This window comes from Glutamicibacter sp. NPDC087344 (assembly GCF_044744225.1).
Taxonomy (GTDB): Bacteria; Actinomycetota; Actinomycetes; order Actinomycetales; family Micrococcaceae; genus Glutamicibacter.
The window spans coordinates 92653-108035 of the sequence record NZ_JBIUXY010000006.1 but is presented as its reverse complement, the minus strand read 5'-3'; the positions used below and the strand labels follow the sequence as shown (position 1 = coordinate 108035).

The following is a 15383-nucleotide window of genomic DNA, read 5'->3' as shown; positions in this document are numbered from 1 at the left end:
TCATCAGATGGCAATCCTCACGGGGGTATGGCGCAGTTGGTAGCGCGTCTGCATGGCATGCAGAAGGTCAGGGGTTCGAATCCCCTTACCTCCACAATAGTTAATCTCAGGGTGCACAGGCATCCTGAGATTTTTCTTTTCCCGCTTCAGATGCACCGGCTTCCGCTGCAAAATCTCCTCAATTGGCAGACAGTTCGATATCAGCTCGATATCCTTGGCTCAACAGCTAACTGCGTGCTCGGGTTCGGGCCGAGACCACACGGCAACCGCCAGCGGAATCTCCAGTAGCGAACGCTCTCCTAAGGAGTCGGCATGAGCACACCATTTCCCACCGGTCGCTTAGAGAAACATGCGGGCGGATTGGACCTGATCTTGGCACGAACGCTACCGGTTGGAATTCGGGAAGCGTGGGCAGCGATCACCGAGCCAGACCAAACTGCGCGGTGGATCGGAAGATGGGAAGGAAAAGGCGTCCATGGCCAAAGCGTGAAACTGCAGATGGGTTTCGAAGAAGGAAGCGCCTGGTCCAACGTTGCCATTACCGAATGCAGAGCCCCGAAATTCCTTCGGGTTCAAACGGTCGACGATTTCGGTTCGTGGGACTTGTCCGTCGAGTTGTACGCGGGCGCGCAGGCAACTGAGCTGCGGTTCGTGCACCGCGGGATCGCACCAGGCTCAGTTGGAGACATTGGTCCGGGCTGGGAGTACTACCTCGACCAGCTGCTCGCTTCAATCACAGGCGAGCAGTTTCCCGTCTGGGACGACTATTACCCCGCTCAAAAAGAATTTTTCCAAGATCAAGAAAACTAAGTGCCTCGCGCTCCCCATCAGACGGTCAAGGGAATGTCACTTCTCTCACTATCGGACACTGGAAAATCCGTAGCAGGACCGCCCGCAGTTTTGTATTGAATGTGGAGCGGAGTAGTGTTTGTCCGGTAGGGGCTATAGCTCAGTTGGTAGAGCGTTTTGTTCGCAATGAAGAGGTCAGCGGTTCGATTCCGCTATGCTCCAAGTCTTGACCCGAGTTCTCGGGGTTTTTCATTTGGGATCCTTCGGTCTGTACGCAAAAAGTACGCAAGAATGATTTTTTTGCCCTTCAAAATGTCACTCTTCCACACCAAGCCGACTGCTTGCTATGCGGGTGAAACTCCACTCGTGTATACGCGCAGAGTGAGGCATCCCCGGATGCCGCTGCTTGTTGATCAAACAGAACGCGGTGTCCCCAAAGCGAAGCTGGCCCGGGAGTTTGGGATCAGCCGTGAAACGGTCTATGCCTGCCTGCGACGTGGCGTGGTGGCAGGTAGGCATAGAGATTCCGCCAATAGACGTTGCCTTCGAGGGTACGAACCGATGTTCCGCCGTCATTAACCGGCCCCGGGTCGTCATTAAGACACAAGGCAGACACGGCTCCTGTTAAAACTGTTTTCGACCAAGAAATCGTTTGACTAGGAGAACCGTGCCTGCCCTTCCACGATTCCTTATCGATCCGCTCTTCACCGACCTCGGTCGCGCCGTGCTTACCTTCTTGGGCGGCGGCCCGCTATGCGGAGTGATTCAAAGAACGCTACCAGCTTGGCTTCGGTCGCCCCGTCTGGTGGCCAAGCATGATTGACGACGGCGCGAAGCTAATAAACCTCATTCATCATCGCTGACGCATTGGAACGAATGAATCCGCCAGGAGACAGGCGTCGTGCGCCAACCCAGAAGCCGCCGAAGGTATCTGACTGTCGCTCGGCAGCGGTAAGAACCTGCACGATGCTAGTCGCGACGTTCCCATCGGCAGTATCGCCAAAGGCATCACGCCGAGCTCCTTCATCAGAATCCAGCTTATCGATGATTGGCATGGCCCGGTGCTGGTGGTATGCAGCGCAGCTTGGGAAGAATGAGCTGTATGTCTTGTCTTTAGAGTTGGCCAAAGAAACACAACACCAGAGCAGATCGAACTGGCACAACGAGTCAAGCACGGTTTCGTCGAGGATCTCCTTAGAAAGACTCTCTGGCAGATCTGGTCGGTGTGCAGGAGAATTCGCAATGAGGTCCAGAGACATAGCTAGGAGCGCGCCGCCTTGGCTTCGCCCGTTGGAGGTGGCCAGATACCCAGCCCTCGATGCACTCATATGAGCATGACGAATCCATGATTGGTTTGAGTAGATTTCGTCGCCAATCTTTCGGAGGGTAAGTGTGGGTATCGCCGATAGCATTCCAACACGCACGGCCATTGAGCCGACAGCTAAAACGCGTTTAATGATCTCGAGCCATCGGCTGGTCGATTCCTTTGGCCCCTCGGTGCGAGTCGGTATGAGCAGATGCGACTTATAGATCTCGTAAAGGGCGTCGGTCGCCTCGATAACGACTTCAAGGTTTTTCGTTTGAATGCCCTCACAGGCTACGAGTGCAATGCGGTCCACTACGTGAATTTGGGCTTCGTCATCTTGATCAAGTTCTTGATAAGTCGTCTTCATTTTTATCAGGAATCGGCGGATCTGGTTCTGCTGTCCGCTATCCAGTGCGGCTCGGACAGAATCAGTGAAGGTTCCAGAATCCATGTCCAAATCCAACGCGACCGGCTGAGCTGGATGCGAAGAGTTTGTTAGCTGAACAACCCGGTGAACGAGCGCGTCAACATCGGCGCGTGCTTCAGCTTTGGTTCTGGCGAGGAGATTGCTAAGAACTTGGTGCCAGGTCTTGTGGCGCACCGTGACATTGCTTGAGCCTTCTCGGGTGAAGATGGTGCCTTGGGGAAGGTGAACTTTCTGCCTGCCATTCAATGTCAATATGCCGTTCTTCGAAATGATGGCGGGAAGTCCGTCTGCCGGCGGCGCCACGTAGATGACCGCGATGATTGCGGGAGTAGCGTCAATTAACACGGTGTGTACCTGCGACCGGATGTCGACGGAACAATCAACGTAACTGCCCACAGCCTGAGTTAGTTTCGCTGAATCAAACATTTCTTTGGTCGGCGACGTCACGTCGATAGCTGGAGTGCCGTCATCCGTTGCACCGATTACTAGGTACCCGCCTTCAGGCAGATTCATCATGGCTGCGCAATCCTTGACAAAATCCAGGTTCTTGCGAGCGTCACCGAGATCGAGCTCCCGTTTGAAATCTAAGGATTGAAACTCTCCGCCGGCGGCCAGCAGCTCAAATAGCTTTTCCTCATTGATGCGTCCATCGCAAGCGAAGGGTTGCGGCTGTGCCTGAAAATCAGGAGCTTCTTCTTCGGTCATGGAGCAATCCTAGTCGTGAGTGTCGACGATGCGGGGTACGACCCGGCCTAGCGGTGAGCCGGCGAACTGCGCCGGACTCTTAGCGATTGGCAATCTTCACACTGCGCAAGCGGAAGCGCTGCTTGGCCTCGGTGGTCACGCAGTCAATTGCCACAATCCGTATCAAACGAAAGAGTAAACATGATCAACCAGACCAGTATCAAGAACCTCGCATCGATCCATCTGGTCGGGCATGAATCCCACCACGGGGAAACCGTCGAAGCCGCCATCCGCAGCGCTTTCGGCCCCACCGCGTTCTACTATCCGGCGCAGGACCGCAATGACCCATGCGACGGCCAGTTCGTCGTACCCAATGGCAGTGGCATCGATGTCCTTGGCCGTGGACGGGTCGAAGGCCCGCGCGAGCCGAAAGTCAGCCCGGACCAGGAACCCATCACCAGCGCTCATGAACTCGTCAAACTGATCTAGAATTGCGATTTCTTGTACCGACCATCAGAATGCTTCATCGAGCTGTGCTGCCGGTGCCCCGGACGCAACCGCACCAAGGATCTGCTGGATGTTTTTCTTCCCAAGGCTGGCGCTCGTCATACTAAGGTATTTGGCCAGTCAGATGAATTGACTACTCGGAATCGAGGCGAGCGGTTGACGGCCAAGGTCGTCAACGCGCGCTTGGACCCCAAAGATTCCGATCTGGCCCAATTCTTGGAGGTTTGGGTCGCACAGCCCTAACCACCGTCGACGAGCGGCAGTCAATACTCTGAAGGGAATGCCGCTCGTCGATGGGGACGTTGCTCCAGCCTCGTCATTAACCGACCGGCTTACGGGCACTAATTTCTGGGTTGTTTCCCTCGCCTTTCGAATGACGGCTCCTAGTGCCTTTCATGTTGATCGCCATCATTTGCGCCTTAGGAGACCCAATAGACTGTCGGTATGACATCAGAGCGTATAGCCGGATCAGAAGACGCCGCTAAGCGTCTCAGCGCGACGTCGTTGCGCGAGTTTCTAGACCCTATTACTGACACGGACAAGACGCGTCGATATCGGCGATACCGACGGTCAGTTTCCCGCGACGAGATAGCACTTCCCGGATTGGTGCGATACGCGCTAAAGCTAGTCGGGCTGTCTTCGTTCGGTCCTGGTGAGAAGGTGGCGTGGTGGGTTAACTTCCTGTTCCAGGGCCGCCAATGCGAACTTGCGTTTGAGAAGTTTGGCTTACGTTTGTACATCGAAATCGTCGACAACGACGAAGCTGATGTTATTAAAGTGGGTAACAAAATCGTCAAGAAGCTCGGCTCCAGTATGCGGGCCGTCGAGAGCTTAGTCTTGGCGCCGGCTGCCCCCGGGCTCTTCCATGACGGCAAGGCTACTGTAGTCAACCAACACATGAGTCTGCGCCGGTCCTATGAGTATTTTCGTAATCGTGCATCCAGCCCCTTCCTCATCGAAGATGAGGTGAAGCATCTTGAAAATGGTGGAACGACCTTCCAATCAGGGAAACGGTTGATGCAAATGAATTCGTTCCATGACTTGGTTGCTTCAGTCAATGCCTATCTCAGTCTGCTCGAACACATCTTGGTTTTGGCGTTGCCTTTCCAAAGCTTCAACCCGTCCAAGGACTCTCTGGAAAAGTTCATAGGTTCCCGGTGGGGAGACAAGTATGGACAGGTTTTTGATCTGACCCGAAAGGATGATAAGCGCTACTACGACAGGCTAATTGAGGTGGTCGAGCGCTGGCGCAATACCTATTCGCATGGAGGGTTTGAGAAGGGACATGGCTCTTCGGTGTACCTTCACTATGAAGGGATTGGGGCCATCCCCGTGGGGCTGAGCTCCGCAACTGAGCGCGTCGGCATATTCTTTATGCCTGCCACGGATGAAGACATCAACCATGTTTTCAAGCTGTTCGACGAAATCGACGCATGGTTCACTGACGAACGTATGCATTTCGCCATGGAGTGGATCACGTCCGGCCTGCACGTCCGATTTGATCCTGAATTCAGGGCTGAACTCGTCGAAGCAATGGAAAGCCCTGAACGGTTCTCAGAATACGTCGAATACACCGCGTACCTTGACGACCGTACTGCAAACATGGACTACTGAGACTCATGGGGCACGGGGAACCGCAGTTTCGTTGACACAGCCGCCAAGTTGTCTATGTGCCCAGTCCAGGTTGGCTAGAAGGACACACCTCATCGTCAAACATGTTTGGTCCCACGCGTGTTCACATACCTTTACCGTCGCGAACAAGGTCCTTCAAACTCACGTGCCATGTTGATTTATCGTTCAACGTGACACACCCGTCTTCAACGTTCAGCTCAAGGTGCGGCGCGTATGCTTCCAATGCACCATATAGTCTTCGGCTCGCCTCAAGAAGTTCCCAGGCGATGTGAACCTCTCGCTTCCATGGCTCAGGGTCATCTACCGCCGGTGGTTGAAGTTGATTCAGCCCCTTCTCCGCTGGGAATAGGGCGAGAGCTACGGCTACGTCGGGGTCAAGAAAATACGTAGCTGGCTCCAAACCATCCAAAATCACTTGCAGTGCGTTGATTTGCACGGCGAGGAGTTGACGCCTCTCTTGAATAATCGCTGGGGCTTTTTCGTAAATCGAGCGCACACACTTCTCGATACTCGATCGATCCCATGCATCTAGGGTGGAGACTTCCGCCTTCAGTAAATTAGCCACACCGCGATAGTAAGCGAGCGTGTGAGGTCCACTTTGAACCAAAAATTGGAGCGCCAATTGGTGGCGGGGGTAAGCAAGAAGTCTACGTCGTTGCGCTGGAATCTCGATGAGTATCCAATTGAAAAGGACTGCGCCCACTAGAGCATAAGCCAGATTGCGTATGAACTCGCCGATAGCGTGCCCGGAGAAGAAAAATTCCGGCCATTGCTGGCAGACCTCGATTGTCAGCGCAACTGCACCCAGGACGACAATAGTCCGTCCGGGTCTGGCTAAAGCTCGATGCAGCCATAAGCCGTTCTTGCTCGCCGCCAACAACGCTGGAAAGGTGTTAGCCGTCACTCTTCGTCCTGTCATCAAATGTACTAGCATACGGGTCGCTGCACCTACGCGATACCGTACCGAAAGCTGGAACAGTAACGAGCCGCCATCTGGTGATGCTGATGTACTCGATGACTATCGCTTTTTCCACGCTGGAAGCCTTTTGCCCAGTAGAGAAAATGACCAGTGCAGCCACACTGTCCCGCAAAAGGTTCCTCTGCAAAACAGTGTGAACCGAGAATGATTGCGTTTGGGGCTGCGGCAATTAGCGGTGAGAACCACACTCATCAGGAGCGCCGCTCAAACCAATAGTCTGTTGGCAGAAGCGCAGTCTAGGAGAGTCATAATCTAGGGCTTTCGCGGAACTGATCATGCAATCATCCTTTAGCTATGAGGTAACTGTCTACCGCTCAATGGCAGATCCACTGGTGTGTCAATTTGGGTATAACCTTACCGGCTGTCGAAAGTTTCCGGGTGTCCCACTGTAGCGGTGAGTCGGCGTGCGCGCCGGCACTCTTAAAGAATGTGCCAAGAACCCCTGCCTTCTGTGGCTTTGGGTTCTGCGCAAGGAAGTAATTCGAAAAGAACGCCAACACCGAAGTTCTTGCCAAAATACCGTACCGAAGGAGGAACACAATGACTGCAGCAATCAAGAACACCCAGACCGCCGCGATCGAAGAAGCAGCAGCACCGAAGCCCCTCCATTTTCCGCGAGCCAAAGCCGAGGCCGTTGAGGAAAAGAAGAGTGCCAGGATTGCGAATGGCGTGATGGAAAGCAAGAAAGCTGATCTCGTCACAGCCCGAATTTCCCTTTTAAACCTCGAAACGCTCATGAAGAACGTTGACATGAAGGCCGCTGAGCCGCACCTAGTGCTCGAACTCAATGGCCACGATCTTGGCATCAGGGCTCTCAATGTTTTGCTGCTTGGACTGAACACGTTGGCGGCGTGGACCACGGGTACCAGACTCGCGAATCAGGCAGCAAAAACCGGAGTTGATTTCACCATGGAAGAAGCGGCTGCTGCCTACCGCACGGCGTGTGCGGAGTATTCGGCGCTGGCAGCGTCGTCCAATGAGGCGCTGAGCCAGGCTGCCAAGGTGAAGGCAGCCGTCGCCACGGCCCAGCCCCAGAAACGCTCCCGCACTGATCACCAGTGCAGGGGCGTTCTGCTTGCCACAATCAGGCGGCCTTGCCGCGATCTTCTGTGCAGAGGGGTTCATTGGGTGGCGCTGGCCAGAGAAATTGGGATCAGGAGTGAGGCGGTCTACTCCTACTTGAGGCGCGATTCGTCTTCTGTGTTAGCAGGATAGAGGTATGAATTCGGATTCTCTTTCTTTATCCGTGTTTTCTCTCGGGACATCGGTAACGGTTCTACCCGAGGATATCGGTGACACTTCCACGATTAACGTGTAACACTTCACCACCTAATTTAACCCCCTGAACCACACAACCCGCCAACTGGCACAAAGGCCAGCAAACGGGCGGGTGAACTGGTATTCGTGAAAAATGATCCAGTTGACCCGAGAATACGCCTAGCCATCTCCCAATGGCCAGACGACGCCCCGAGAGGAGCCGTAACCTCATTCTGTACCGAACATGACATCAGCCGTAAAACGTTCTATCAAATCCTGAAACAAGCCCGCACCGAAGGCCAAGCCGCCGCGTTGGAACCCCGTTCCCGCCGCCCGAAAACCTCCCCCAACGCCACCAAAGACGAGGTCAAAGACCAAGCCGTGGCCCTGCGCAAAGCCATGGAAGACGCAGGCTGGGACCACGGCCCGATCAGCGTCCACGACCAGATGAAGAAACTGGGCATGCAAGCCCCTTCGACCGCGGTCTTGGCCAAGATCTTCCGGGACCGCGGCTTTGTCACCCCAGCACCTCAAAAACGTCCCAGGTCCTCGTACCGGTCCTTTCGCTACCCGATGCCCAACGCGTGCTGGCAGCTGGACGCCACCGAATACGTCCTTGAAGGCGGCCGCAAGTGCGTGATCTTCCAACTGCTCGACGACCATTCCCGACTGGCAGTGGCTTCCCTCGTTTCCTGGGCGGAGAGCGGCCCGGAAGCAGTGAAAGTGTTCCGCAAAGGTATCGAAGCTCGCGGGATACCCCAACGGCTTTTGACCGACAATGGTGAAGCGCTGAACCCGATTCGACGGGGTGTGATCAGTGAGCTGGTCGCCTACGCGAACAGCCTTGGCATCGCCACCATCACCGGCAAACCGTATAAGCCGACCACGCAGGGGAAGAACGAACGGTTTCATTCCACCTTGTTCAAATGGCTGAAAAAGCAGCCCTTCGCGAAGGACCTCGCCGAGTTGCAGGCCCAGATTGACGTCTTTGACCAGGCTTATAACACGCAGCGTGGTCACCAGTCCTTGGAGGAACGCAGGACACCACAGGAAGCCTGGGACGCCGCTGTGTTGGCCGAACCATTGGAACCAGGTGAATGGGAGAAGCTGAGCACCGCACCCGGCGTGGGTGTTGGGGACGATGTATTGGCGGTAGCCCCCAGCCAGGAACAATCAGTTTCCCCTTTGGAGGCTGGGGCGACGCCAGAGCCGGCCAAGCTTAAGGCAACACTGCGTGCTGATCGGATGGAGCCCTCGGGCAGTGCATTGATGCGTGTGGACAAGAATCGGTGTCTGCGGGTCGCTGGGGTGCAGTTGTATCTGGGCAAGCTGTTGCGCTCCACGATGGTCAAGGTCCTGTGGGATCAGACGGAGCTGATGGTGATCTCGATGGACGGTGAGCTGATCACTCAATACGATTACCCGTTCCCTGAGGGAGTCACGTATTTGAGTTTGAAGCATGCTACGGCGAAGTTCCAGAACCTGCCCGTGAGGGGGGTAAACGCTACCGATGTCTCGATATATTGAGTGTTACCGATGTGGTGATGCAGAACTGTTACCGATGTCTCGATATATTGAGTGTTACCGATGTGGTGATGCAGAACTGTTACCGATGTATCGAGACATCACACTCTTTCTTTATCCGTGTTTTCTTTATCCGCACATATTGTTGCGAGCTTAAGCGGCTCTTCCGGTTTAAGGGTGTAAACGCGACCTAAACCCACCAGCCTCCAACAATGACCGTGCGATATAGTGCGCCAAATTCTTGAACCCCAACGCGATACCACGCAGGTGCTCCAGCCGGCCGTTTAGGGCTTCGGTAGGCCCGTTCGAGCTACCCACATGATCAAAATACGCGAGGATATCCGTCTTCCGGCGCCGCAGTGTCCCACCGAGCTTCTACAGCTCCGGCAGGCCCTTGGGCACGTTCGTCCCAACCTCCTTGATCAGCTGTTCCATCGCCCACCGCCCAACGTCGGGTTTCGGCTGCCGGTAAGCATCCACCATCTTCTGATACACACTCCACACCACATGCACCGGCTCATGGGCCTTAACCTTGAACAGCTTTTCAAGCTTCGCTTTCTGCTTCTCGGTCGCCAAAGACAATCCCGTGGTCAGGGTCCGACGGCACTGATACAACGGGTCGTCCTTGCGTCCCCGCCGGCCGTGGATCTCGCGCTGGACCCGTTGCCTGGTCTGGTCCAGGGCTTCGGAGCCAAGCTTGACCACATGAAACGGGTCGAGAACTTCTACGGCGTGGGGTAGCTCTTCGGCCGCCGCGGTTTTGAAGCCGGTGAACCCATCCATCGCGACCACCCCGATGCCTTGCTTCCATTGTTCGTCTTGTTTGGCCAGCCAGGTTTTGAAAACGGCTTTGGACCGACCTGGCACCATATCCAGCAGTCGTGCAGTGCCGGTACCACCACGCACGGCGGTGAGATCCACGATCACGGTGACGTACTTGTCTCCGGTGCGGGTATGCCGCCACACGTGCTCATCAACGCCGAGCACTTTGACGCCGTTGAATCGGGTGGGGTCGTTGATGAGCAGGCGTTGGCCTTCGGCCAGGACCGCGTCGTTAGCGGTGTTCCAACTGACGCCGAGGCCTTCAGCGATGCGGGAAATGGACAGGTGTTGGCAGACCAGCCCGACCAACGCCCAGCGTAGCCCGGTTTTACTGATTTTCTGGCGCTCCGCTGCCGCTTGGGATAGGTCCTCGCGCCAGACGCGTTGGCAGTGGCCGCACCGGTAGCGGCGGTGTTTGATGACCAAGACGGTTGGGCGCCAGCCGAAGGGTTGGTGGGCGAGCCGGCGAGTGACGGTATCTCGGGGAACGCCCGTTGCACCGCATTTTCGGCACCACGGGTTCGGAGCGGTGACCTGGCAGAGGATCTCGGCTTTCGCTTCGCTCACGTGTTGGCCGGTCGCGGTCAGGCCCAGCTGGTCAAGCCCAGTGAATGTCGTGAGGTCTGGTGCGGTGAAGGTAGAATTGAGCAACGTCGAGGTCTTTCAAGAATGGTGAGTGTGGTAACTTCCATTCTTCTGGAAGGCCTCGACTTTTTCGTGCTCGGCGACATGCCCGGGATTCGGGGTGTTGGTTTGAGATGGTTACACTCTAAATCCGGAAGAGCCGCTTAGCCTTCTGGTTACAGGAGCGGCCTTACTCGTTGCTGTACTCGACCGGAGACAGGTGGGGCGTGAAGAGCCGTGGAGCCAGACCCCCGGTGTCCTGTCTCAAGAGAAACGGCTGCATTCAGATACCATCAAGTAAAATGAATTTTTGCCGGATAAGCCGAACAGGCCTAATTACAATAATCACGAGACAAAAGCGCAGAACTTATATGGTGAAGCTACCACATTAAGTGCGCTCGATGAGAAGGATATGTCGAATTTCTACTAATAGACTAAAGGTTGCAGGTGTGGCACTTACGGCAAATCGAATTCAGTACCGAGTCGGTCATGGTGGATTTCATGCAACTATCGTAAAGCCAACCATTTCCGGCTCATTCGAGCCTCTGGTGTACGTTTATGACGCTGGCGCAAGTCCTGACGTCGATCTCCTTGAACGGGCGATAGACAGTTTTGTGGCGAGGCTTGTAACCGAGAATGTGGTGCGAGTTAACTATGTGATCATCTCTCATATCGACGAAGACCATGTCAATCGCCTTGACTATCTGCTTGAGGCCCTGAAAGTTGCTGGCATAGGTCCAGGCATATTGATGATTCCCTGGCTAAGCGATGCATGCAAACTGCTTGCTCTCGCTCGTACCTCGCGCCGCAACCCCTCAGCTGTCGCCGTGAACCTACTAAAACAACCGTCTCAGGTCGTGCAGTATGCGGCCGGTCTTGGCATCGAAGAGGTTGTGTTCGTGCGCGGCGGGGCGGATGACGGTGGTGGGAACCTTGTGGAGATTGATTCTGCACTGAGCCCAACGGGTACTCCGGTGCATGGGCGTGTCATTCCATCTGGACCAATTCCATTGCCGCGAGGAGTAGTCCCTTGGCAGATGATTGTCTCCCAGCTTAAACCGCCACTCAGCACGCTCAAAAGATTCGAACTAGAAGTTAAAAAACTGACTGGGCTAGATCCGAGTAACCAAACGAATCACGCCACGCTACTGCAGAAGAGCCCTAAGAAGTCGCCGAAAGTGCATCCAAACCGAAAGAATGTGCGCAAAGCAATGCATCGCGCGGCCAAAGCTACCCAGTTGAATAGTGGGAGTGCAACGCTTACAAATTGGTCCACCCTTACTCTCTACAGCTCCTCAAATTCACCATTCATTCGCCATCCCATTCCTCAAGCACCTAACGATTTCGAGATGCTCTGTGAACACGGATGGTTACATACTGGTGACCTTCCCGTGGATTCCCCGAAAGTGTGGAAAAGCTTCAAGAAGGTCTGGAAGCAACAGCTCGGCAAAGTGAGGGTATGCGCATTGACTGCGCCTCATCATGGGTCTAAGAAAACCCACAATATTGCCCTTTATCGTCGGTTCAAACCAAGTGTTGCCCTGTTTAATCTAGGTCTTTCCTCAAGAAGTACTCGCGGGAATCCAAAGTATTCGAAGTGGATTAATCCGAAGCCCGCTTTGATTGCGGTACGTCAGCTCAAGAACATCAAGGTGCGAATTCTAAATAACCGCATTTGAGAGCTCGGCCCGTAGCCGACAGTAAGAACGTGTTGGGATAGTCTGCGATATTTTTCAGGTGATTAAAGCCGGCCGCGGATCCCACATCGAAGTATGAAGGACGACTCGGTTCCGCGGCCCTATCCATCGGACCTGACGGATGCGCAATGGGCCTTGATTGCGCCGGAGGTGACGGTGAAGACCGGCGGCCGTACACGATCCATCCGCGTCGGTGGATCGTGGACGCAATCCTCTATATGGACCGGAGCGGGTGCGCCTGGCGGATGATGCCCCATGACTTCCCGCCGTGGGACACCGTGCACTGGTATTTCCAGCGCGGGAACGCCGACGGCACCACCTACCAGATCCACGACTCGTTGCGCGCCGCCGTGCGGGATGCTGCCGGCCGCGACCCCATGGCCTCGACCGGCATCGTCGATGCACAGTCCTTCAAGGGCGCGGGCACCGTCGGGCCGGGGTCCCGCAGCTACGACGCGGGCAAGAGGGTCAATGGCCGCAAGTGCCACATCGTGGTGAACACCCTTGGCCCGCTGGACGTGGTCATGATCACCGCGGCCAGCGTGCAGGACCCCAACGGCGGACGGTTGGTCCTGGAGAAGGCCCGGATGAAAACGCCCCCTCGTACTGGTCTGGGCCGATGGAGGCTACGCCGGCACGCTTTAGACTTCGTCCGCCGCTTCCTGCACCTCGCCCGGGAAACGTCAGGAAGCCCAAGAGGCAACACACTTTCGAACTGTTGTCGCGCCACTGGGTCGTCGAACGCATCTTGTCCTGGCTGGTGCGCTGCCGCCGCCTGGACTAGGACGACGAACGGCTGCCGGCCCATGCCGAGGCCATGGTCAAGTGGGCCATGATCGGATTCATGGCCAGACGGCTCGAACCAGCGCCCGGCCGCCGTCCCGGGCAGTAGGATCGGCAGACCGGGCACTTTCCCAACACGTTCTGAGAACGGGTTCACCGTCGCAGGGTCATCATCGTAGGTATTTGGAATTTCTATGGATCGTCAGTCGACGTTTGCGACGATGCAGGCTTCGCTGCTCAGGAGTTCCGTCAAGGGTCAAAATACGTCCTTCTGCTCGGACGCAATGACGTCGGAACACAGCTCACCATTTTCTACCGTCTTGCCCACCGGTGGGAGCGTCAAAACAATGGTCCGGTTTCGGAGACTCAAGCAGATCCATTTGCCGCTCGCCAATGGAGCAGCCCTATCTACTGACGGCAGACGCAGCAATACTCGATCCTTGCGCTCTGCTCGGAAACGCAAAATGGCCACTCATAAATCGGGTGGCCATTTTCAATGTGGCCACTAAATGGCCACTGGAACTAGTTTCTGGCCCCTGGTACGGATTCTAAATTCGCTACGTCCCTTTGTTTATAAGGGTTTATGGAGCCTCCTACCGGATACGAACCGGTGGCCCCCTGTAAGCATCTCAATGTGACGCACTGCATTCACAAAGGGTTTATTTGGCCCTGTCGAGGGAACACCCAGAGGCGAAATGCCCCTTGTTTCAAGGGATTCCACTCAAAAATACTCCCCCAATGTCCCCGAAGCATTCTCTGGGCCTTCCGTTCATTTTGGCCACTAAGTGGCCACTGAAAGGGCATCGGTGAGCGCAGCGGAAGCTGCGTGACTCTAAGCAGGTATGGAATCACTACACAGCCCTCAGGGCCTTGAAATCATGACCCGTCGGCAGGCAGCCGAGTCGATCGGCGTCGTCTCGGTCAAAACCCTAGCCAATTGGGCCGCCAGGGGCATCGGCCCCGCCTATACACGCATCGGCGCCCGGACCTATTACCGGGTGACCACGATTGAGTCCTGGGCTGCAGCTGAGCTCCAAAAGATAGCATAGCGTGGCTCGCCAAAAAGCCCCGGCGAGTGAAGCCGGAACCATCAGTGCTCGTGAGCTGCCTTCCGGCACATGGCAGGCTGAGACGCGGTACCGACTTCTGGGCGGCAGCATTGAGCGGATCCGCCGCAATGGTGAAACCAAGGGCAAGGCCATGCGCGCAGTGCGTGATGAAATTGCCCGGATCAAAGAATTGGGCTCCGGGGGGGCGCAGCGAGAGGGGCCAGGTTCTTGCTGCCACCATTCGTGATTGGCTCGCTTCGATCGAAACAGGGGCACCCGAAATTCTGGCCAGCGGTGAAGCCGCCATTGGCACACACAAGGGACTCACCGCTCAAACCTTTGAACAGTACAAGCGATATTCGGAGTTGATCATCACTAACATTGGCGGTGTGGAAACTGCGTCATTGAGCACCGGCCAATGCCAGGCATTCCTTCACAGCCTGGTGGATACTGAAACCGAGCAGGGCTTCTCCACTTCCGGGCTCTCCAAGGTGGCGCTCAGCCTCGTCATGGATTTCGCGGTCCGCATGGGGCTCCGCCGAGAGAATCCCGTGGTATTCATTACGCCGCTCCCCAAAAAGGTCACAACGCCGCAGGCTCCTGGCGCTGATTTGGTCGGCCAGATGCGCCAGTGGATCCGGGCCTACGTGGGCGTGGAAGGACGCAGTGGCCCCAAACCCAACCGCCGTGTGAGTGATGTCTTTGAGCTACTGCTAGCTACAGGCGCGCGCGTAGGCGAGGTCATGGCTGCCCGCTGGGACGATGTTGACCTGGTCGCGGGGACGCTCACAATCAGCGGAACGCTTGTGGAGCGTGGTGCCCTTTACAGGCAGCCATTCCCAAAGACCTCCAAGAGCCACCGTACTCTTTTACTGCCGGTCTGGGCTCATGAGCTGCTGCTTGAGCTCCACAAGCTACGGAACCCGGAAGCCGTTTCCGGAGGAATATTCACCACCAGTTCTGGAAGGTTTGCGTCCATGAGCAACTTCCGCCACGCACTGCGCGGAACGCTGGATTTCTCTGAGGCCACACCTTCAGGGGTCCACCCGCATGCCTTCCGCAAGACCGTGGCGACCCTCCTGGCCGATGGCTTGGGTGAGAACGCGGCTATGCAGCAGCTGGGCCACAGCAGCCCCGAAGTGACCCGCAAGTCGTACAACCAGCGGGCTGACCAAGTGCCCGACTGTCGGCCTGTTCTGGAGTCGTTAGCACTTTGGCAGTGAAACTATACCCAACGAGCAAGCTCATTCGTCAGGACGGTGCCCCCATTGGAATTCATCCAGAACGCGGGGAAGCCTTGATA

12 protein-coding genes, 1 tRNA gene and 1 pseudogene are annotated in these 15383 nt (G+C 55.9%); 11 read left to right on the top strand and 3 right to left on the bottom strand.

Annotated features, from left to right (window positions below; translation table 11 throughout):
• Positions 1 to 21 precede the first annotated feature (21 nt).
• Positions 22 to 94, top strand: a tRNA-Ala gene (locus ACIOWL_RS12385).
• Positions 95 to 312: 218 nt separating this feature from the next.
• Positions 313 to 810: an SRPBCC domain-containing protein gene (locus tag ACIOWL_RS12380; protein ID WP_400385375.1), complete on the top strand. Its 498-nt coding sequence runs from the start codon at positions 313 to 315 to the stop codon at positions 808 to 810.
• Positions 811 to 1625: 815 nt separating this feature from the next.
• Here ACIOWL_RS12380 and ACIOWL_RS12375 read toward each other — a convergent pair.
• Positions 1626 to 3227: a helix-turn-helix domain-containing protein gene (locus ACIOWL_RS12375; RefSeq protein WP_400385372.1), complete on the bottom strand. Its 1602-nt coding sequence runs from the start codon at positions 3225 to 3227 to the stop codon at positions 1626 to 1628.
• Positions 3228 to 3407: 180 nt separating this feature from the next.
• Between ACIOWL_RS12375 and ACIOWL_RS12370 the strand changes: the two genes are divergently transcribed.
• Together ACIOWL_RS12370 and ACIOWL_RS12365 are read left to right on the top strand one after the other, a co-directional pair.
• The gene (locus tag ACIOWL_RS12370) at positions 3408 to 3695 is read left to right on the top strand and encodes a hypothetical protein (RefSeq protein ID WP_400385369.1); all 288 of its coding nucleotides are present in this window, start codon (positions 3408 to 3410) and stop codon (positions 3693 to 3695) included.
• 462 nt (positions 3696 to 4157) lie between these two features.
• Positions 4158 to 5327 (top strand): hypothetical protein, encoded by a 1170-nt coding sequence (locus ACIOWL_RS12365; RefSeq protein ID WP_400385367.1) that lies wholly within the window; start codon positions 4158 to 4160, stop codon positions 5325 to 5327.
• A 121-nt stretch (positions 5328 to 5448) separates the two neighbouring features.
• Here ACIOWL_RS12365 and ACIOWL_RS12360 read toward each other — a convergent pair whose 3' ends face one another.
• On the bottom strand, positions 5449 to 6249 hold the full coding sequence (locus tag ACIOWL_RS12360; protein WP_400385365.1) for a hypothetical protein: 801 nt from the start codon (positions 6247 to 6249) through the stop codon (positions 5449 to 5451).
• Between the two features lie 615 nt (positions 6250 to 6864).
• Between ACIOWL_RS12360 and ACIOWL_RS12355 the strand changes: the two genes are divergently transcribed.
• Positions 6865 to 7539 (top strand): hypothetical protein, encoded by a 675-nt coding sequence (locus tag ACIOWL_RS12355; protein ID WP_400385363.1) that lies wholly within the window; start codon positions 6865 to 6867, stop codon positions 7537 to 7539.
• 189 nt (positions 7540 to 7728) lie between these two features.
• Positions 7729 to 9108 carry a DDE-type integrase/transposase/recombinase gene (locus ACIOWL_RS12350; RefSeq protein ID WP_400385360.1) on the top strand — a complete coding sequence of 460 codons (1380 nt, stop codon included), beginning with the start codon at positions 7729 to 7731 and terminating at the stop codon, positions 9106 to 9108.
• Between the two features lie 168 nt (positions 9109 to 9276).
• Here the strand turns inward: ACIOWL_RS12350 and ACIOWL_RS12345 are convergent.
• Positions 9277 to 10578 (bottom strand): annotated as a pseudogene (locus tag ACIOWL_RS12345) (ISL3 family transposase).
• A 422-nt stretch (positions 10579 to 11000) separates the two neighbouring features.
• On the opposite strand from ACIOWL_RS12345, the gene ACIOWL_RS12340 reads away from it, so the two are divergent.
• The 5 genes from ACIOWL_RS12340 (at position 11001) to ACIOWL_RS12320 (ending at position 15303) form a co-directional block, all read left to right on the top strand.
• Positions 11001 to 12230: an MBL fold metallo-hydrolase gene (locus ACIOWL_RS12340; RefSeq protein WP_400385358.1), complete on the top strand. Its 1230-nt coding sequence runs from the start codon at positions 11001 to 11003 to the stop codon at positions 12228 to 12230.
• Positions 12231 to 12376: 146 nt separating this feature from the next.
• Positions 12377 to 13084, top strand: coding sequence for a transposase (locus tag ACIOWL_RS12335; protein ID WP_400385356.1), 708 nt, complete (start codon positions 12377 to 12379; stop codon positions 13082 to 13084).
• Between the two features lie 789 nt (positions 13085 to 13873).
• Entirely contained in the window at positions 13874 to 14080 is a 207-nt protein-coding gene (locus ACIOWL_RS12330; RefSeq protein WP_400385354.1) for a helix-turn-helix domain-containing protein, read from the top strand.
• Between the two features lies 1 nt (position 14081).
• Positions 14082 to 14327: a hypothetical protein gene (locus ACIOWL_RS12325; protein ID WP_400385352.1), complete on the top strand. Its 246-nt coding sequence runs from the start codon at positions 14082 to 14084 to the stop codon at positions 14325 to 14327.
• 142 nt (positions 14328 to 14469) lie between these two features.
• Positions 14470 to 15303 (top strand): tyrosine-type recombinase/integrase, encoded by an 834-nt coding sequence (locus ACIOWL_RS12320; RefSeq protein WP_400385350.1) that lies wholly within the window; start codon positions 14470 to 14472, stop codon positions 15301 to 15303.
• Positions 15304 to 15383 lie beyond the last annotated feature (80 nt).

Excerpts from the sequence above, each read along its gene's own strand:
- ACIOWL_RS12380 (WP_400385375.1), top strand. The coding sequence starts at position 313 with ATGAGCACACCATTTCCCACCGGTCGCTTAGAGAAACATGCGGGCGGA.
- ACIOWL_RS12375 (WP_400385372.1), bottom strand. The coding sequence starts at position 3,227 with ATGACCGAAGAAGAAGCTCCTGATTTTCAGGCACAGCCGCAACCCTTC.
- ACIOWL_RS12370 (WP_400385369.1), top strand. The coding sequence starts at position 3,408 with ATGATCAACCAGACCAGTATCAAGAACCTCGCATCGATCCATCTGGTC.
- ACIOWL_RS12365 (WP_400385367.1), top strand. The coding sequence starts at position 4,158 with ATGACATCAGAGCGTATAGCCGGATCAGAAGACGCCGCTAAGCGTCTC.
- ACIOWL_RS12355 (WP_400385363.1), top strand. The coding sequence starts at position 6,865 with ATGACTGCAGCAATCAAGAACACCCAGACCGCCGCGATCGAAGAAGCA.
- ACIOWL_RS12335 (WP_400385356.1), top strand. The coding sequence starts at position 12,377 with ATGGGCCTTGATTGCGCCGGAGGTGACGGTGAAGACCGGCGGCCGTAC.
- ACIOWL_RS12330 (WP_400385354.1), top strand. The coding sequence starts at position 13,874 with ATGGAATCACTACACAGCCCTCAGGGCCTTGAAATCATGACCCGTCGG.